Source organism: Paenibacillus sinopodophylli, assembly GCF_005930355.1.
In the GTDB taxonomy this organism is placed as follows: domain Bacteria; phylum Bacillota; class Bacilli; order Paenibacillales; family Paenibacillaceae; genus Pristimantibacillus; species Pristimantibacillus sinopodophylli.
The window spans coordinates 31,815-50,441 of record NZ_VDBO01000023.1 but is presented as its reverse complement, the minus strand read 5'-3'; the positions used below and the strand labels follow the sequence as shown (position 1 = coordinate 50,441).

Genomic DNA, 18,627 nt, shown 5'->3' with positions numbered 1-18,627 from the left:
GCACGCGTTCTGGTTGCTATGGCACAGAGCGGCGAAGCTTACGAACCGAATCGAATCTTCCCTATGAAACAAGCTGCCTAACCGCTTCTCAATTAGCACGAATACTGGCTTATTCGCGGGATCTCAAGACTGCACGGAGTACCGGATTGCATGGAGCAAAAGGGCACAGACCCGTACCGTTAGGATAACCGGCCTCCACCCACCGGATAGGCGTAACGAAGGAATAAAAGGGCATCGACCCGTCGAGAAATGGGAGTGAAAGCCTCCGGAAATACGTGGAGAAGCGTGCAACAGAACAGTAAAAAAGGAGCGAAAACTCGCCCCTTCTGTTCCCGCATGCGCTTCCGTTGCCGAATTTGACGCTACACCCCTCTTCTATCCGAATAGCGATTTATCTATTGGGAGAGATCCTGCGAAAAAGCGAGCATTCGTGAGGAAACTACATTTTACCGTGGGAGTTCAATCAAGCCACTTTGTAGCTGCATGCTTATAAATTGAATCAGAAAGAAACTCTTCAAACGTATCAAAGATCGTAACTATCCCATTTTTGCTACCCTCGTACCATTCTAAAATTGGTGGATTATCCCCTGCTCTTAATTCAAAAAATCTAATTTCATAGCCCTGATGCATTGAGAATACAAAAGAACTCTCAGGCATCAATATCGGTTGATTATTCTCGTGCAATAATTCCTTGGTTGCGTATTGAAGTTCCTTTAATTGTGAAAACCCCATATCTGTGCCTTGAAACAATCTTCCCGAATTATGACCAACAGCAAGCAAGTAATGCCGATAAGATGCTGGTAACTTGATTGCCATTTCTTGCTCAAGTAACGTTATTTCTTTTTCGCTACACCCTTGAAATGGACGAACGGTATGTAATTTCTTATCATGTAGAAGTTTTAACAAATGATCACTTTTCATATATAAACCTGCTTCCTAGTGGTATAGCTCATAATTCGGGAAGAACTCCTATAATTCCTTCATTAACGTAAGCTGCCAGTTCGTAATAACGTTTAAATAAATCTTATTCTTAGCCTTCAGCAGACAAAACAATTCATGAGCAATAAAAAAAGCCACCCAACGGGTGGCTGCACTCAAAAAGAGTGCAAAAGTATAGATAGGAGTGGAGAGTCTTATCCTGAAACTGTAGATTTTATTCTTCTAAAAATGTAATTGGGGTTGTATCTTTAATTGAGTTCCTGAATTCATCGTTGCCAGTGATGACATGGGCATCTGATACCATAAATTTAAATCCGATGACTTTTCGCTTTCCGGTCCGTTTTGACACCGTGTATTGGTTGGTGACGAAGTTTGTTCCTATTTTGTCCCAATAGAATAATATTGTGTTTCCTCATACTACATGTGACGAGGTGACAGGGAGTACAATCAAAACATAGGAATGACATTTGCTCTTAAATTGGGAAGGGCGACTCGAAAGAGACGTCTCTCCTTGCTTTTATCAAGGGTCTCATCACTGGAATTTGAATTGATCCTCATCTGCTGTTCCTAATACGTGCCCTCTCAACCGCTCTTTATTTTCTTCGTCACTGAAAAAAAAGCTGCTAAAAAATTAAGACACCCCTTCTTACTCCTTCTCACTCTGTTTGACATTCCTAACAATTCACCGATTTGTTCAAGATCTATATTGTAGAACCCTTCCAAGTCGGGAGTATGTATTACTAGCTTTATCTCACTTTTAGCTTCAAACTCTTTAAGAAAGTGTGTTATAGCGGCTGCATGCTTTAGTGGGGTACCTTCTTCAACAGGAAGATCCTCATCAATAATAAAAACAACTTCTTTTCTTAATTTTATCAATAATTCCACAAAAAAGGGTATGAATGCCTTTCCATTCGGATTATATATTTCAATTGAGCGATCAAAGTCATTTTTCATAGATTGTGGCTCTTTCCATTAACATCGTGGCTAACAAGGTAGCTCTGACAGATTAACCGAGCGGCTCTACCGCACCGAAATATTCAACTTCGAGTATGACGATAAATTTCACCATGTAAGTCGACTTTCTTTTAATAAGAGCACCCTATCAAAAAGCAGGCTCCTACGCCCACGGAAGGAATGCGGCAGGAGCCTGCAAGTATTCAAAGCATCTCTCTCGTTACTGAGCAGCCAGCCACTCGTCGATCTGACGCTGTTTCTCGGCAATGATCTTGTCCAGCCCCGCCTTCTTCAGCTTGTCGATCAGCTTCGACAAGTTCTCGTCAGGGTCTACCGTACCTGTCGCGATGCTGGGCCATAGCTCATTCTTCACATTGATGACGGCGGCGATTTCCGTTTTGACAGGCTCCGCGTCAAAGTTAAAGCCCAGGATCTTGCTTGGTACGCCGGAATCGTTGTAAGCCTTGAATTGCTCCCACTTGGCGGTATTCTGCCCGACGCGGAAATAGTTCAGAAATTGGTTGCCGAATTCCCAGAAGGCATTCGGGTTATAGCCCGTATTCTGAGCATCGACGCCTGGCGCAAAATCGATGACGTTATCGCCCTTTTTCACGTAATGCACATTCTCTACGCCGTAGTTGAGCGTGTTGTTGACGAATGGATCGCTATTCACCAATTCCAGGAACATCAGCGCCCGTTCCGGATTTTTGGACGTCGTAGCCACGGCGTTCATGGAGCCTTGCGTATCGTTAGACGTAATGAAGGGCTTAGATACGGAAAATTGCTTCATTTGATAGCCGTAAGATGAGCCCAATTCCTCGTTGGCCAGCGGCTTGGTCACACCGGAAATGAGGAAAATCTTCTGTCCCTTCTTGAACGGGGATTCATCCTTGACTGAGATCGCATCCTGCCGGACATACCCTTCCTTGTAATATTTATGAACCGTCCGCAATAAGGCCAGATATTCCGGCGTCTCCAGTTCATTGATGACCTTCGTATCGCTGTTGGGATACAATTTGCCCGGGATATTCTGATCGCCCACCGGATCAAAATCGGTGAAAATCGCCGCATAATCCTGCGACACGCTACCGCCCAGCGGTGAGATGGAGGAATCCTGCTCCTTCACCTTTTTCAAAATTGGTTCCAAATCCTCCAACTTCGGCATTTGCGTTTCAAATTTCTGCAAATCCTCTGCAACGCCGAATTTCTCCGCCAGCTCCACGCTGTAACCGAATCCGTAAGTATGGGCAATTTCCTTGCTTGTCGGCAAAGCATAGAGCTTACCGTTCACGGTTGCTCCGTTCAGCAGCGGCTTGGGTAAATTGGCATACGTGTTCGGGGCATACTTCGGCAGCAGCTCAGTCAGATCGGTGAAAAACCCTCTGGCTACGCTTTGGGCGAACTGGCTCCAGCCCGCAGTGAACATAATATCCACGTTATCGCCCGAGGCCAGCAAGACGGGAAATTTATCCGACCAGCTGCCCCAATCAACCAGGTTCAGCTTGATCGTGGCGTTAATCTTGTCTTTCAGGTATTCATTCAAAGCTTGTTCCATCTGCTCGGTGTCCTTCTGCGGGGTCCCAGGCAAATACCAGTTTAATTCAACCGGTGGCAATTCGTCGACCGGTGTCGCCGCCTCGCTGGACTTTTCTTCGCTTGCCGTCTCCGATGCCGGAGGCGTTGTTACCGCCGTTTTTACGGCATTGTTCGTGCTGCATGCCGCCAGCGCCATAGCCAATACAGCCATTAAAATGACGGCCAATCCCGCACGTTTTCTCGTGCCCTTTTTCCCGATGCTGTTCATACTTGCCCCCCTAATTTTAAATTCTATCACTAACCGACCGCTCCGCCAGACAGGCAGACCGGATGGGATTAGCCCTTGATTGCGCCTATGGTCAAACCTTTGACAATATATTTCTGGAAAAACGGGTATGCCATAATGATCGGGCCGATAGCGATTACGCAAAGCGCCATTTGGGCACTTTGTCCGGGCAAATCCGCCATGCTCAGAGAGCCTTGTCCCGTCTGGGCCGAGATCTGAATCAGATAAGCCAGCGACGATTGCACCCGGAACAACAGAAACTGCAGAGGCATCAATTCATCGCTGGTGATATACATAAGTGCGGTAAACCAGTCATTCCAATAATGAAGCGTATTGAACAGGCCGATCGTTGCCAGCGCCGGCGTTGACAGGCGGATAATAATGGAGAAAAAGATTCTGAAATCGCCCGCCCCGTCTATTTTGGCCGATTCCACCAGCGAGTCGGGAATGCTGGTGGCGAAAAACGTCTTCATGATAATGACGTACATCGGCGTCATTAACGAAGGGAAGATCAGCATCCACAACGTATCGCTCCAGCCCAGCAGCTTCGTATAGACCAGAAAGGTCGGCACGAGCCCGCCGTTGAATAACATAGTGAAAAAGACAAGGAAGGAAAACCAGTTTCTGTATTTGAATTCCTTTCGCGAAAGCGTATAAGCATACAACGAAATGATAAGCAGGCTGAGCAGCGTTCCAGCAATCGTAACGAACAGCGACACCCCATAAGATTGAAAGATCTGGTTCATGTCGCTCAAAATATATCGGTAAGCGAGGAAGCTGAACTTCTCCGGGAAGAAGCTGTAACCGTTCACGCCCAACGTTTGCTCATCCGTAATGGACACCATCACAACCAATATAAGCGGGCTGATGCATAGCAAAACAATAACGATAAACATCAGATTAAATGTGGCATTGGCTCCTGATGAGATTTGATTTTTCATTTTTCCCGAATGCAACATCGGCTCTAACCTCGCTTTGCTAAAATAACACATGATCCGAATTGATTTTTTTGACCACCCAGTTGGCGGTCAGCACCAGTACCAATCCCACCACGGCCTGATAAAGTCCGACGGCCGTGGACATACTCGTATCCCCCGTTACTTTAAGCGCGTTGTAAACATAAGTATCGATGACAAGCGTTACCGGATACAAGGTTCCCGAGTTTTGCGTAACCTGATAAAACAACCCGAAATCCGCGTTGAAGATTCTGCCCAAGGACAGAAGCGTCAAAATGATCATCAGGGGCATCAGCATTGGAATCGTGATGCTAATCGTTTGCTTCCATTTGCCCGCGCCGTCTATGACTGCCGCTTCGTACAGCTCCACGTCGATATTGGATATTCCGGCAATGTAGATGATCGTATTATACCCGAGCGACTTCCAGATACTGACCAGCGGCAGGATGAAAATCCAGTATTCAGGATGGGTATACCATTGGATAGATTCAAAACCGAGCGGATTCATAATAAAGCGGTTTATGAAGCCGGCGTCAACGCTGAAGAAAGCAAAAGCGAGAAACGCGACAACGACCCATGACAAAAACTGCGGGAAAAACATCGCGGTTTGGTACATCTTGGCCAGCCGGCGGTTTTTCAGCTCGTTTAGAACGATGGCAGCTGGAACCGCGGTCACTAACGTTAGTACAATAAAGAGCAAATTAAACAGAATCGTGTTGCGCGTAATTTGAAAGCCGTATGAGGAATCCATGAAGAATTTGAAATTTTCCCACCCCACCCATTCGCTTGTAAACAGGCTGTTTATAAAGCTGCTGGACGACATTTTGAAATCCTTGAACGCCAGCACCACCCCGAACATCGGCAGGTAGTTGTTAAGGAGCAGCACCACCAGCCCGGGAACGAGCATGAGAAACAGCGTTCTGTTCTTTATTAATTCATGTAATAACGGCCGTGATTTCAATCGGCTTTGCAGGCTGCTAATTGTGATCATTCCTCCCCTCGTTTGTACCTTTATTATCTTTCATAGCCTTAATAGGGTAAATGGACTGATCTATACTCAGGTGTAAAATTCTATGCACATTGAAGTCAGGATCTACTGCACATTAAAACGGCAAAAGCCCGCCGCAGCTACCGGCGGGCTTTTGCCGCAGTCAAGGTTACTGGACGTGAATATAGTCCAGATTAACGCCTCCGACATCGCCGGAATCGTATTGATATTTGATCGTATTGCTGCCGGCATTCAAAGAGACGGTTTCATTGGCGGCATCTGCGTACACATTCCAGCTTCCCGTGCTTGCGTAGCTTTTTTGGCTGATTTTAACCCCGTTGACATAAAGGCTCATCGTCCTAGCGGTACCATTGGCGTTCGAATAGTGCGTCTTGAGCGTATAGCTGCCTGCGGCAGGCACGCTTACCGTCGAGGTTACGCTGTCGCCAACAGCATTAAATCCCGCGGCGTATCCGGTGCCGGAGAATCCGCTGCCGCCGCCTGCCGCCCATGCGCCGCCTGTACGCGTTCCATGCTCCGACTCGTACCTGATCCCGGCGGTATTGCTGACCGACGGCCCAGACACGCTGGACGTCGTAACTTCGTTCGAAGTCGTATCCGTGGTGCGGAAGTAATAGACATGCGTCCCTGCAGGCAGGTAGGTGGAATAGGCGTAGCTTTTTCCGTCCGAATAGACGGTATCTGCCGCGTTCACTTCTGTCATATCCTTGATAACGCCATCGATCACGACCTGCATTCTGTACGGCTTTTCATTATTCGCATCCGTATAATCGGCCGTATACGTAAACAACGTTCCCGGAGTGCCGCTGGAAGCGGACACCGCGTTATTACTGATGACAGGCGCGCTTCCGCTGGCCGTATTCACCGCCTGGATATCATCCACATACATTTCCCCGTACACCCCTGTCGCCTGCTTCAGCCAGATGACCAGATGTATTTTCTTCTTGTTTATTCCGGGAATCGCATTGAGATCAAAACTGTAATCGGTATAAACCGTCGGCACGTTCAGAAAACCGCCGCCCAAATCGCGGGTTAAAGTGCCGTCATTGATTTGGAACAAAATCCGCGAGTTGCCGTAGCCGGGATTTTTGACGCTCACCTTCAAATAGCGGTACCCCGACAGATCGATTTCGTCATGCCAAGGCTCGAATTTCGCTTGGGAGCTGCTGCTTGCCGGCGTTTGGGTGAACTTTCCGACCGTTCTGGTTCCGTCGGTGATTTTCTCGTAACCGGCTGTCCCGCCGTTTCCGGTATACCAATTGATCCAGTTAAAGCCCTTCTGACTTCCCCATGATCCGTTGCCGCCGAAGTCATCGTAGAGCAGCGGAGTACTCGGATCGGGCAGCGGGGCCGCAATACTGAAATGGGTGGCGCTATAGCTCTTATTCCCGGACAGATCGGCAGCCCTGACGACGACGCGTTTGTTGGCGAATGCCTTCTCGCTGCTTGTATCGATCGTTGCCGTATATATGCCATTGACCGCAGTCATCGCGTTGTAGGAAGAGCGTTCGCCGCCGAAAGCATAGTTTACTTCCGACACATTCGCTTCAGGCTGGGCGAATATCGTGACATTGCCGGTCACCTTATCGCCGATCACGGGCCAAGTTACCGGTACTTTCACAGGATCGGACCCGCCGACAGGATTGGTATTGAGCCGGGTCAGCGCCATAATGGAGTAGAGCAGGCCGGCCTGAATGCTAATACTGTGCTCGTTGTACCTCCACTGGCTGGCTCCGTCCGCCGCTACTCCTCTGTCTACATACCACGGACTTGTACCGGTGTGAATGCCCGGTTCCGTAATATTCGGCCCGCTCACCATTGCTCCCGGGAATACGATCCCCGTGTTGGTGCTTAAATACGCCTCTTCATCTAGACGGGTGTGCGCGAATTTCACGAAATCCGTACCGATTCCCGACACCCAGCTCTTGTTGTACGGATTATTGCCCATAATCCAGTAGAGCGCTTTTTTGGAGGCACGCAGCACCGCCGGGTCGTTGAAAAGTTCGTAATACCGGATGGCGTCTCCGATGTAAGAAGCGAGCGGCTCATTCACGCCGAAATCGCTGAACTCATTCAATACTCCGTAAGGCGTATCGTCCGCGGAGGAAAGAAAATAGTCCATTCTTTGTTTCAGCAGACTCTTGATCGTATTCTGGGTCGCCGAGTCGGCTACAGGATGAAATTCCGCAAGTGCAAGCGGTCGTACATCCCAGTAATTCGTCGTCCGTACATCGTTGAAGGTTAAGGAAGCGATCCGGCTTGTTGCCGACGTTTTGTAAGCGGGGTTTCCAGTCAATAAATATAATTCTACTTCGGCGAATAGCAGGGAATTCGCCAAGCCGCCGATCGCCTCGTAGCTGCCTTCGGGACCGCTGCTGTTGGCGACGGCATAATTGTAATCGGTCTCAGCCGCTGCTAGACAATCGGCGGCGAAGGCTTGAAATTCCGTCACCTTGCTCGGCGTGATATATCCGCCCGCGATCGCGCTGTTAATGGCCCGGGCAGTGGCGGCTAGGGTAGCCGCTCCTTTGGAGGAACCGCCGATGCTCAAGTTGGAAAGCACCCAGTCATCCGCCGTACCCGGTATATTGTCGGTCAGTTTGTCCGGATGCAGCCAGCTTCCGCTGCTCGGTTTAATATTGTAGAAGGCCCCGCCCAGCTCGTTGGCGAATTTGATTAGATATTCCGAACCGAATCTCGCCTCGTCAATCAGATCGGGCACGCCGTTGGCATCGTTATCGTAGCGAACCAACGACGATGATGCGTTACGCACGTAAGCAAGGGCAATCTCCGCGCCAACCCATTGATTGCCCGCATATCTGCCATAATCGCCCGCGTCGTACCAGCCGCCGGTCAGATCTCTGAATACGCCGGTCGTATCCTTCGCACTGTCCAAATTGCCGGCTGCGTGATAGGCCTTGGCGGACAACGCGGTATTCGTATAGCCGGGCGGCAGCGCATCGATCGTTGCCGTAGCCGAGCGCTGAATCCGGTAGTACGCGGTCATTTCATCCTTATAGCCGTCCCAAATATTCGTCTGAACAGGAAAAGTGTAGGAAGAGATGCCGTTCGACCTCAACGTGAAAGCGGTACCGGTTGCTGTCGTGGACGAAAAGTTAATCGAATAGACATGGTCCCCCCACGTTATTCCCTCATAAACCATCGTTCCGGCGGCGATTTGCGTTGCGCCGTCGTACACTTGATACGTTTGATCCGCCAATATCCCGTCCGAAATCACGTAAGCCACCTTGTAATCGCCCGAGCTGTAACCGGCCTGGGAGACAACGACTTTCGACACGACGGCGGCATCCGCCTGTTCGGGTACGGAAACCCCCGAAAGCAGCAAGACGACCGCCAAAGTTAATGCTAATACCTTTCTCGACCCTTTCTTAACCCACTTATTCCCATTCCCCATTAATCCGCATCTCCGTTCCTATCGCGATTGGTTTGCAACGTGCTTGATCCCGATCCGATTTTCCGTTTTGGTGCGCCCTCCCTCCCTGAACCTTTTCATGAATGCGATTACATTTCTCAGTTTAATCTTTGCCGCACGGACGGTAAATGTAATGATCTATAGTCTGGTGTAAATTTCTATGCTCTTTGGCCGGCTGAACGGATTCATGCGAACTTATTTCATCGGATGGCGCGGATCGAAATCCGGATCGAGATAGCGGTTGATATCCACGGTTTTCGCCGTCACGGCAACGTCCAGAATGGTATTGAGCCGATTGCTCTCTTCAAGCAACGAGGCATTCCCGGGAGTATCTTCAAGAACCGTCATATAAATATCCTTGCGAGACCATTCCTCCATGGCCAAAGGGGAGTTCGGATAGATGGAATCCTGACTGCCGGGAAAGAAGCTGCTGAACTTGGCGGTCACAGCAGTTACAGCGTCAGCCTCGTCTTCCGGCTGCTTCATCAAGCCGCGGCTGACCGGAAGCATGGCACTCCGGTCAAACAGATAACCCGTATACGCATCCGAGTACAGAAACTGCCACACCTCTCGTGCCTCGACGGCATTTTTGGAGCTTGCGTTCACGATATTCCAGCCGGCCGTATTGATTTTCACCGCACCATTGCCTGAACTCGCCTCATCGATGGCAGGCGGCAATGCAATGCCCCAGCTGATCTTTGGCGCAAATGAATCGAAAAGCAGCGAAGCTTGCCAACTGGCCACGATCATCATGCCGATATTGCCGTCGGCAAATTGCGCCATGGCCTGGCTGGTCTTCATATTTTCCATACCGGGGAAGAACCCCCCGGTTTTATTCAACTCTCCGATTGTATCCATCCAAGGCTTATATACCGTCAAGTCGTATTTCCCATTGGCAAAATCGTAATAATACAGCCCGCTGTAGCTGTTGAGCGCCTCCATCGGTTGCACGAAGCCCATCCATTGTTCTCCCATAGGCATGGCCATGCCGTACTTTCTTCTGCCTGTTCCCGCTTTACTGATCGCATTGGCGTACGTCTTCAACTCGGCAAACGTTTCGGGAGGTGCTTCGGGATCCAGCCCCGCTTCCCGAAAAAGCTCCTTGTTATAAATTAGCCTGTAAGTGATCTGGCTGGAGGGAATCGAATAAAATTGTTTGTCGCTGTCGATCGGCTCCCGGCTGAATGCAACGGCCCACTCCGGGAACGGCTCCATGAACGACGTGTCCGCCGTTGCGGAAAGATCGGCAGCCCACCCCTTAATGATGTAGCTGTTCAGCCATTCCCGCGGCAGCTCGAAAACATCCGGCCCCTTGCCGGAAGCGTTCAACATATTAAGCGTCTCGATATACCTCTCGAGTGGGATATTCAGCAGATCGATATGTATGCGGTCGTGAGCTTCATTAAATCGGGAGATCGTCTCCTCGACCTGCTTGGTCGAAGGAACGGACCATTGGGCAAACTGAATGTGAACTTTTTCCGGCTTTGGCGCGGAAGAAACCTCCGTACCGGCCCGTTCGGAATCTCCGCCCTCAGGCTGGACACCCCATTTAATCAAGAGAATGATTAGCAGGGACAAACCCGCGATTAAGGCGATCCGCCTGCTGCGCCGCCCAGTCATTATTGGTCCAACTCCTTTCCTTATCAGATGCTTTAAGCGCCTGTACTTGTCTACATGCGGTGCTTCTGTGGATGGATCCCCGTATATTTCTTGAAAACCTTGCTGAAATAATGCGGATCTTCGTACCCGACCTTTTCGGCAATTTCGAGAATTTTAAGATCGGTCGATTTCAGCAAATGCTTGGCTTTTTCCATTCGGACCTTCGTAATATATTCGGTTATCGTTTCTCCCGTGGCCTGCTTGAAGATCATACTGATATAGTTGGGAGTCAGGTACACTTCTCGGGAAATTTTGGCGGCACTAATATCCCCATTGTAGCTTTGATCGACGATTTCCTTGATTCTGCCGATCACCTTCGCGTTTTTCTGATTGTACTTTTTCAGAAAATATCGCGCCATATCCGCAAACAGATTCAGCATATATTGCCGAAGATCCGTTACGCTTTCTTTCTTGTAGATCGTCTCGATCAGGATGGAACGTTTCTCGCCCATCCCGTTCAAATTCTCGCCCAGATCCTGGACCGTTCTTGAAGCGATATATATCAGTTCGACGCACATGCCTTGGATGTAATCGACCGGTGTGCTCCTGTCCTGGCCGAGCGAATCGAATAGGCGGGAGATCGCTGTCGAGGCGCCATCAACGTCCCCCAGCTTGATGCTGTTCATTAGCTCACCCTCCTCCGCATAGAAGCCGGAGGAATTGCTGTTGCCGCTGCCGGTTTCTGTCATCACATGAATGTCGCCGATGTCCAGAATGGAATTTTTGCCGGTGTAAAATTTATATTGCAAAGCGGTGCGCGCATCCTTCAACGAGGAGTTGACGGCCGATAGATTGCCGATCGGCCTCCCGATACCAATAGAGACGGATATCTTGAGGAATTTCTCCAGACACAATACGATTTCAGCGCTTATTTCGGAATATTTCTTGTTCAAAAGCGCACTTTGATTATAGATTTGGATGAATTCATTTTCATTGCTGCGGAAGCTTACGCCTGCCGCCGCATTGGTCACGATCTCCTCTACGATATTGGAGACACTGAAGCTCAGTATTTGTTTATCTTCTTCGGACATATTTTCGGTTTTCCGCTCATAATCGTCCATTTGCAAAATCGATACGAGAAAGCTTTCGTCGGGCAATAACGGAATCTGGAAATACTCCAGCTTGCCGTGAATAACCACGTCATTCACATAGACGCCGCCCGCCAGATTACGCAGGAAGTTTTCCCGGATAACCGGAAAATTCTCATGGATTTGACGTTTCAATTGCTGCAGCTCGGTGTGCTGCTTGCGCCCGAGCTTGATCCGGTTTACGACCTTGCCAATCACTTCGTTAAGCTCGGTTACGACAACGGGCTTCAGGACGTAACCGTCAGCATTGATATCGAGCGCCGTCTTCGCGTAATTGAAATCCTGGACGCCGCTGATGAAGATCACTCGGATTGGGCTGCCCAGCTCTTCCAGCTTCATAGCCAGTTCGAGCCCGTCCATAATAGGCATCCGGATATCCGTAAACAAAATATCGGGCGCCAGCTCTTTGCATAATTCCAGCGCTTCCATGCCGTCCTGCGCTTCAGCAACGACTTCAATTCCGAACGTTTCCCAATTGATCACGTTCCTGAGCCCGCGCCTGACGATTGATTCATCATCCGCTATAATCATTCGCAACATGTAATCCCTCCATTGTTTTCACCGCTGGAAATCTTAGGGTTACGGTAACGCCCGCATCTTCATTGCGGCTGAAGTTGAGTCCGTATTCGCTGCCAAAGTAATGTTTAATTCGGTCATTCACGTTTCGGATGGCGAAATTCGTCGAACTTTTCTTGTCCGTAAGCACGCTGTTTAACTCTTCCACGTCAGCACCCGCTCCGTTATCGCGTATGGTAATTTCGATTAGCGAATCGGATTGAATGCCCGTGATGGCAATGATCCCTTTGCCCCGCTTCTTGTTAATGCCATGCAGAATGGCGTTCTCAACGAGCGGCTGCAAAATCAGCTTGACCGACAAGCAATCGAGGATGTCGTTGGAGAAATCGATCGTATAGTCGAGCTTCTCCTGAAACCGTATTTTCTGAATGATGAGATAGCTCTCCACCTGCATTTTCTCTTCGCGAATCGAAATAATCGTATTTCCCTTGCTCAGGCTATATCTGAAGAAGTTGGACAGGGAAGTCACCATCGTACTGATATTCGGCGCGTTAAGCTCCAGTGCCATCCAGTTGACCGAATCCAGCGTATTGTACAAAAAATGCGGATTGATCTGGGCCTGTAACGCCTTGAGCTCCGCTTCTTTCTGCGTAACCTCGCTGATGTACAGCTTGTCGATCAACTCCTTAATTTCATGAATCATCTTCGTATAGGAGTGAAAAAGATAGGCAAACTCATCGTTCCGTTTATATTTCAGGCTTATATCGAAATTTCCGCGCTGCACGACCTTCATGGAATTAACCAGCTTGCGAATAGGATAGGAGATATTGTCCGAGAGCAGCAGCGCCATCAGCAGCGCCACGATGCCGCAAATGATCATGACTGTATAAATGACCCTTCTGAAGGAGACGAGCTCCCTGTTCAGTTCGCTGAAGGGAGTTAAAGTGACGATGGTCCAATTGAACTGCTCCATTTTTTCTGACGTCACAAGAAAATCCGGGTTCACCTTGGCCTCACTCCAGGTTCCGAAGGGGGCGTTACCGCTTTCAAAAACAGCTTGCATGTCGGCTTGGTGCGAATTGAGAATAATATTGCGGTTGCCGTCTATGATGAAGGTTGAGCTGCCCGATGTCGGCTTGGAATTGCTGAGGATGGAATTGAAATAATCCTTTCCGATATCCACGGTCAGCACGCCGCTGAATTGAATGCTCATATTGTCCAGTCCGTATAGTCTTCGGGCTACTTTAATCGAATTCATGCGTGTTGAGTAAACCGATATTTCATCCGTGCCGACCAGTGTATATTCCGCATTGGAGGGCAGTCTCTTATACCAATCTTCCTTCTCGATTACCGTAAGATCGGACACCTTATCCGTGAAGCTATACAACAAATACTCGGGTCGGTTAAACATATAAATGCGGGGCAGAAACAAGTCCTGCGCGTTATTCGTCACGGAGTAGTTGGAGAGCAGCTTGTCCAGCATGGACATTTCGCTGATAATCTCCGTGGGATCAGCCGGATGCTGCGAGGAGAGAATATCGATCACGTCGCGGTTTAAATAGATTTCGGACGAAATATTGCTTATCGTTTCGAACTTCTGAATGATATTGGCAGCAATAATATGCAGCTTCTCTTCAACGGAAGCATTGATTTTCTCGGTAATGATTTCCGAAGATTTATTATAGATCGTAATGGAAATGACCGAAATCGGAAGCAAAATAAGAATGGAAAAATATAGAAGAATTCTGTTCCTGATGCTTATCGTAAACAGATAGCGGTTCAGTATTGCCGGCCTGATTGTATTCCAAGGCATAGCAGCTCTCCTTATTGTCAGTCTCCCCACAACTATTGATCTATTATAATTCAGTAGCGTTAACCGCCAGGATAGGCTCTCATCAAAGTACACCAACATCAGGAGGAGGATGAGCGTATGGGCAAATTTGCAATTGGTCACGTTTTAATTAAAACCAGTCAACTTGCACGGGCAGTAAACGATTTTGAGAAGTTAGGTTTTACTGTATCCTATCGGACTGATCCGTCTAAGGCGCATAATGCGATGATTTATTTCCAGAATGGATCATTTCTAGAGATCTATGATCCCAAGCCGATTAACTTGCCGAATAAGCTTATTCTGGGGCTGCTTAAACTGCTTCGTCCACTGCACCGGGAAATGATTAATCGCCTCATATACTATATCAAGAGTGAGGATGGGATTAACGATTATGCACTGGACAGTGTGCCTAGCGGTCAGGCTGAAGCGAATGTTGAAGAGATGCGGCAGGCTGGCGTGAAGCTGTCTAAGAAAATTAATATAAGTAAAAGGTTGCGAGATGGCAACAAGCAAACCTGGTGGATGGCGATGCCACAAGCAACTAGCATTCCTTTTTTTATGAGTGACTATATTCCTCACACTAATGGACATGCAAATGAGCATACTCATGCCAATGATGCGCTTGGTATTGATACGTTAGTAATCGATGTGCCTGATCTTGAACGATGGGTTGCAGCCTATAGGCTCATTTTCACCGACTCTACTATTTCCAAACAAAACGATCAATGTCAGTTTACACTTGAGAAGCAGTACAAGATTGTCCTTCGAAAAGCGCAGTGGCATCGGATATCTGAACTCCATTTATTATCCGCCAATAAGAATGAAGATAGGTTAACGATAGCCACTAATCTTGCTTATGGCGCTGCTATTTTTATCAACTGAAGCTGCACGTTGCATGTGGCGAAGAGTCGCTAATTTTCTTGAATCGGTGGGTTTCAAATGCTTTATCGAGGAGGCCGGACTACGGTTTCTTGAACAGGAATATAACTTCTTCGAACCATGCTCCACGCGTGAATGACGCCTGACAACGTAGAGATTTTTTTCTTCCAAGCGGTATGGAATCGCACCAGCTTAGATTCACAATGTGGGCAACTGCTTAATTCTGATTTGAAGTATATCTTTGGTACAGTGCAGAGGCGATTTTTCGAAAGCATAAGGGTCATCTCCTAGCAAATTCTTCTCCCTTATCTATTCGACAAAGAACGGGAAAATCCTGTTATATGATTGTGCCGTCGTAGATAAAAAAAAGCCACCTGGAAAGGTGGTTAGCACTCAAAAAGAGTGCAAAAGTATAGATAGGAGTGGAGAGTCTTGTCCTGAACCTGTAGGTTTTTTTCTTATAATAAACGTAATTGGAGTTGTATCTTTAATTGAGTTCTTGAATTCATCATTGCCAGTGATGACATGGGTATCTGATATCATAAATTTATATCCAATTCCTTTTGGCATTCCGGTCCGTTTTGACGGCGAGTATCGGTTGGTGACGAAGTTTGTTCCTATTTTGTCCCAATAGTATAATATTATGTTTCCTCATACCACATGTGTCGAGTCGACAAATGGAATAGCATTTGCCCAAACTTTATAGGTGCCTTTTATGGGCTTATAAGTAAGCGTCAAACTCTCCACACCTTTGAATCACGAATACGCTATGAGATAATCCTCCTCAGATGCCAAACAGAGGATATTCTATGGCCAGAGAAGAGATTCGAATGAAGTGGGAGATGCGCATCGCGGCTCTTCGTGCAAGTGGTAAAAGGCAACTAACTTGCAAAGCGAATTCAAGTCACTCGTCATCAGTTTTACTCTTGGATGAAGTAGTTCATCGCTAGCGTCGTGGTAGCTTCCCTATTTCTTATTCGAATAGGGGTGTTTGCGTTTCAATTATTAGTTAAATGAAAACGGGGGCTAACTAAACAATGGACTTGGAAAAGCAGCAAAGAATTTTGTACTTTCTAAAAACATCAATTGACCCTGACGGTACTTCGCGCGGCACACTTAGTCGGATTTTTCTCCGATAGACCCGTTAAGCTGAACCATATCACAAGTAGGGCGAAAAATTTTGTTGTGGGTATGGTGGGGGAATGCTGTGGAATAAGTGTTTTGAGACCCCTAAGGCAACAGGTTTTTGGGGTCTTTCGTTTGAGAAGAATCGACACAAAGACGACCATTTATAAACCAAGCCAGCACCAAAACAAGCATCGCGAGAATAAATTCAATCCAAAAAACCGTTTGTAGACCAGCAACCATGCTTTGTGTTTTCTCATGCATTGCAGTGGGATCGAGCGAATGGTGAAGATAACGATTGGCTCCGGATGACATGATGCCGATGAACAATGCGATGCCAATTCCCCCAGCAATCTGTTGGAGCGTATTGTATATGACTGTGCCATGGGGGACCAGATGACGCGGAAGTTGATTCAATCCTGTTGTCTGAGCCGGCATGACGACGAACGATATGCCTAAGAATAAGAGGACATGATTGAATAGAACGGAACCTTGCGCAGTATTACTGTCGATGCCGGCAAATTGCCATAACGATATGGCGATCAAGAGCAATCCGGGCACTATGACGAATCTCGGCCCGAATTTATCGAATAATATTCCCGTCACCGGCATCATGATTGCGTTTAAAATGCAGCCTGGCATCAGAAGTAAACCTGTCGCGAATGCTGTCAACTGCATCACATCCTGCATATAGATCGGCAGCAATGTCGTGGTGGCGAATAGAACCATCATCAGGACTACTACCAATACCGCAACCAAAGAAAAAGTGGGATGCCGGAATACTGAAAGATCAATCAAAGGCTCTTTGATCTTGAGCTGCCGCCATACAAGCAAGAGCAAGAAGAGGCTGCCTATGGCAATCAAACTGTAACCCTCAGGCTCAGACCAGACATTTGTTCGGCTGAAGCCGAAGATGACGCAACCGAAACCGATGGTTGACATCAAAATGGATAAAAGATCGACCCTTGGCTTGGTTAGTTCTGTCACATTCTTTAAGTACATGAATGCATAAATAATCGAAAACAATGCGAAAGGAATCACCATATAGAATAGCCATCGCCAGTGTAAGGTATCGATGACCAGACCCGACAAAGCTGGCCCGATGACAGGGGCGACCATAATGACCAGCCCCATGAGACCCATGGCCGCACCTCGGCGTTCCGGAGGATAGAGGGCAAGAATCGTATTCATCATCAACGGGATCAATAATCCTGTCCCGCAAGCCTGAACAACCCTGCCCATCAGCAAGATTTCGAATCCAGGGGATACTGCGCACAAGCAGGTACCGGCTAAAAATAACGCCATCGCAGACATAAACATCTGGCGAGTCGTGAACCATTGCTGCAGCAATGCGGTCACCGGCACCAGTACGCCGATTACGAGCATATAACCCGTCGATAACCATTGTATGGTCGAAGCAGCAACGTTGAATTCCCGCATCAATCCTGGAAATGCATTTGTAAGTAAATTTTCGTTAAGAAATGCAACAAATGCACCGATGAGTAGAGCGGCTAACATCGCCCCTCTCTTCAATCCACTTGCATCGTGAACCTGCTCGTTCATCTTCTACCTCCCGAATGTTCTTTTCGTTCTGTTGTTTGTATATCCCATATTGTCCAGTCGGCCTAAGAACATTTTACAAGAAGCTGGCTGAATTGGAAAAAGCGAAATCGCTCTTTATACTCGGAAATTCATTCATATTTCGAAACCATCAGGGGGGATCCCCCGCTATGTCGCTCATTTGCACATTATCTCTTGACAGGATGAGATTTTGGGATTATGATAACGTGCCGGTTAACTCAACAAGGCAAATAAATTAAAAAGGCCGACTTTTCATAGCGCCTTGGCACCGAATCGTCAGCCTGTCGTGCAGATTATCCTACACCATCACTTTCTAACAAGGAATAAAAATTGTCACGGTCTTCGTTATCAAATTTGCCAAGCGTCCGTACCCTAACAAATTCATGTCCACCATACATGTCTATTTCCTCACCATACCTATTGTAGAGCACGAACCTATTGCCATCCTGATTCAACTCCATGTAACCATAACATTTTGCTTCAGGCACTTCACCGTAAAAGAGCGTAAAATTGATTTTGTCCACTCTGTGCATACAGCTCCTCCTTTTCTGTCTTTCGTATTGGCTTCAATTTTTCACAGCATCTGCGATCAATTGTCAAGAGTTTTGAACCTTTGGACGACAGATAAAGTAGCCTCTGAGCTGAAAAAAGGAGAAGGGATGAAGCAAGGTTAATCTTAGCCCCGATGATGGTGAGTGGGGTTTCTACCAACCAGCCATACCGCATCCTTAGTAGAAGTATTCTTAATCTAAAACTTACTGCCAAAGTGGAAAAAGCTCTCCGTCATTCAAACAACTATTTTTCTTAGCAATTAATAATAGGGCAGTATCAAACT

13 protein-coding genes are annotated in these 18,627 nt (G+C 47.6%); 2 read left to right on the top strand and 11 right to left on the bottom strand.

The window, feature by feature from the left end:
• Positions 1 to 188 (top strand): hypothetical protein (locus FGT79_RS31705; protein WP_212758659.1); only part of this gene is annotated, 188 nt, incomplete at its 5' end.
• Between the two features lie 271 nt (positions 189 to 459).
• Here the strand turns inward: FGT79_RS31705 and FGT79_RS29775 are convergent.
• The 9 genes from FGT79_RS29775 to FGT79_RS29735 form a co-directional block, all read right to left on the bottom strand.
• Entirely contained in the window at positions 460 to 921 is a 462-nt protein-coding gene (locus FGT79_RS29775; RefSeq protein ID WP_138756446.1) for an SMI1/KNR4 family protein, read from the bottom strand.
• 600 nt (positions 922 to 1,521) lie between these two features.
• Entirely contained in the window at positions 1,522 to 1,893 is a 372-nt protein-coding gene (locus FGT79_RS29770; protein ID WP_138756445.1) for a hypothetical protein, read from the bottom strand.
• A 220-nt stretch (positions 1,894 to 2,113) separates the two neighbouring features.
• Positions 2,114 to 3,727, bottom strand: coding sequence for an ABC transporter substrate-binding protein (locus tag FGT79_RS29765; RefSeq protein ID WP_138756444.1), 1,614 nt, complete (start codon positions 3,725 to 3,727; stop codon positions 2,114 to 2,116).
• Between the two features lie 38 nt (positions 3,728 to 3,765).
• Positions 3,766 to 4,674, bottom strand: a complete 909-nt coding sequence (locus FGT79_RS29760) for a carbohydrate ABC transporter permease (RefSeq protein ID WP_138756443.1) — start codon at positions 4,672 to 4,674, stop codon at positions 3,766 to 3,768.
• A 19-nt stretch (positions 4,675 to 4,693) separates the two neighbouring features.
• Complete coding sequence (locus tag FGT79_RS29755) at positions 4,694 to 5,662, bottom strand: ABC transporter permease (protein ID WP_138756442.1); 969 nt, start codon at positions 5,660 to 5,662, stop codon at positions 4,694 to 4,696.
• A 166-nt stretch (positions 5,663 to 5,828) separates the two neighbouring features.
• Positions 5,829 to 9,095 carry a glycoside hydrolase family 9 protein gene (locus FGT79_RS29750; RefSeq protein ID WP_138756441.1) on the bottom strand — a complete coding sequence of 1,089 codons (3,267 nt, stop codon included), beginning with the start codon at positions 9,093 to 9,095 and terminating at the stop codon, positions 5,829 to 5,831.
• A 213-nt stretch (positions 9,096 to 9,308) separates the two neighbouring features.
• Positions 9,309 to 10,733 carry an ABC transporter substrate-binding protein gene (locus tag FGT79_RS29745; RefSeq protein ID WP_138756440.1) on the bottom strand — a complete coding sequence of 475 codons (1,425 nt, stop codon included), beginning with the start codon at positions 10,731 to 10,733 and terminating at the stop codon, positions 9,309 to 9,311.
• Positions 10,734 to 10,783: 50 nt separating this feature from the next.
• Positions 10,784 to 12,400 carry a response regulator gene (locus tag FGT79_RS29740; protein WP_138756439.1) on the bottom strand — a complete coding sequence of 539 codons (1,617 nt, stop codon included), beginning with the start codon at positions 12,398 to 12,400 and terminating at the stop codon, positions 10,784 to 10,786.
• Positions 12,375 to 14,189, bottom strand: coding sequence for a cache domain-containing sensor histidine kinase (locus FGT79_RS29735; RefSeq protein ID WP_171056521.1), 1,815 nt, complete (start codon positions 14,187 to 14,189; stop codon positions 12,375 to 12,377). Before FGT79_RS29735 ends, FGT79_RS29740 begins: the two co-directional genes overlap by 26 nt.
• A 117-nt stretch (positions 14,190 to 14,306) precedes the next feature.
• On the opposite strand from FGT79_RS29735, the gene FGT79_RS29730 reads away from it, so the two are divergent.
• Positions 14,307 to 15,089, top strand: a complete 783-nt coding sequence (locus FGT79_RS29730; RefSeq protein WP_138756437.1) for a VOC family protein — start codon at positions 14,307 to 14,309, stop codon at positions 15,087 to 15,089.
• A 1,227-nt stretch (positions 15,090 to 16,316) separates the two neighbouring features.
• Here the strand turns inward: FGT79_RS29730 and FGT79_RS29725 are convergent.
• Together FGT79_RS29725 and FGT79_RS29720 are read right to left on the bottom strand one after the other, a co-directional pair.
• Positions 16,317 to 17,774: an MDR family MFS transporter gene (locus FGT79_RS29725; RefSeq protein WP_138756436.1), complete on the bottom strand. Its 1,458-nt coding sequence runs from the start codon at positions 17,772 to 17,774 to the stop codon at positions 16,317 to 16,319.
• A 311-nt stretch (positions 17,775 to 18,085) separates the two neighbouring features.
• A complete protein-coding gene (locus tag FGT79_RS29720; RefSeq protein WP_138756435.1) occupies positions 18,086 to 18,325 on the bottom strand; it encodes a hypothetical protein in 240 nt (79 codons plus the stop codon).
• Positions 18,326 to 18,627 lie beyond the last annotated feature (302 nt).

Excerpts from the sequence above, each read along its gene's own strand:
- FGT79_RS29755 (WP_138756442.1), bottom strand. The coding sequence starts at position 5,662 with ATGATCACAATTAGCAGCCTGCAAAGCCGATTGAAATCACGGCCGTTA.
- FGT79_RS29720 (WP_138756435.1), bottom strand. The coding sequence starts at position 18,325 with ATGCACAGAGTGGACAAAATCAATTTTACGCTCTTTTACGGTGAAGTG.
- FGT79_RS29725 (WP_138756436.1), bottom strand. The coding sequence starts at position 17,774 with ATGAACGAGCAGGTTCACGATGCAAGTGGATTGAAGAGAGGGGCGATG.
- FGT79_RS29775 (WP_138756446.1), bottom strand. The coding sequence starts at position 921 with ATGAAAAGTGATCATTTGTTAAAACTTCTACATGATAAGAAATTACAT.
- FGT79_RS29750 (WP_138756441.1), bottom strand. The coding sequence starts at position 9,095 with ATGGGGAATGGGAATAAGTGGGTTAAGAAAGGGTCGAGAAAGGTATTA.
- FGT79_RS29760 (WP_138756443.1), bottom strand. The coding sequence starts at position 4,674 with ATGTTGCATTCGGGAAAAATGAAAAATCAAATCTCATCAGGAGCCAAT.
- FGT79_RS29730 (WP_138756437.1), top strand. The coding sequence starts at position 14,307 with ATGGGCAAATTTGCAATTGGTCACGTTTTAATTAAAACCAGTCAACTT.
- FGT79_RS29735 (WP_171056521.1), bottom strand. The coding sequence starts at position 14,189 with ATGCCTTGGAATACAATCAGGCCGGCAATACTGAACCGCTATCTGTTT.
- FGT79_RS29740 (WP_138756439.1), bottom strand. The coding sequence starts at position 12,400 with ATGTTGCGAATGATTATAGCGGATGATGAATCAATCGTCAGGCGCGGG.
- FGT79_RS29745 (WP_138756440.1), bottom strand. The coding sequence starts at position 10,733 with ATGACTGGGCGGCGCAGCAGGCGGATCGCCTTAATCGCGGGTTTGTCC.
- FGT79_RS29770 (WP_138756445.1), bottom strand. The coding sequence starts at position 1,893 with ATGAAAAATGACTTTGATCGCTCAATTGAAATATATAATCCGAATGGA.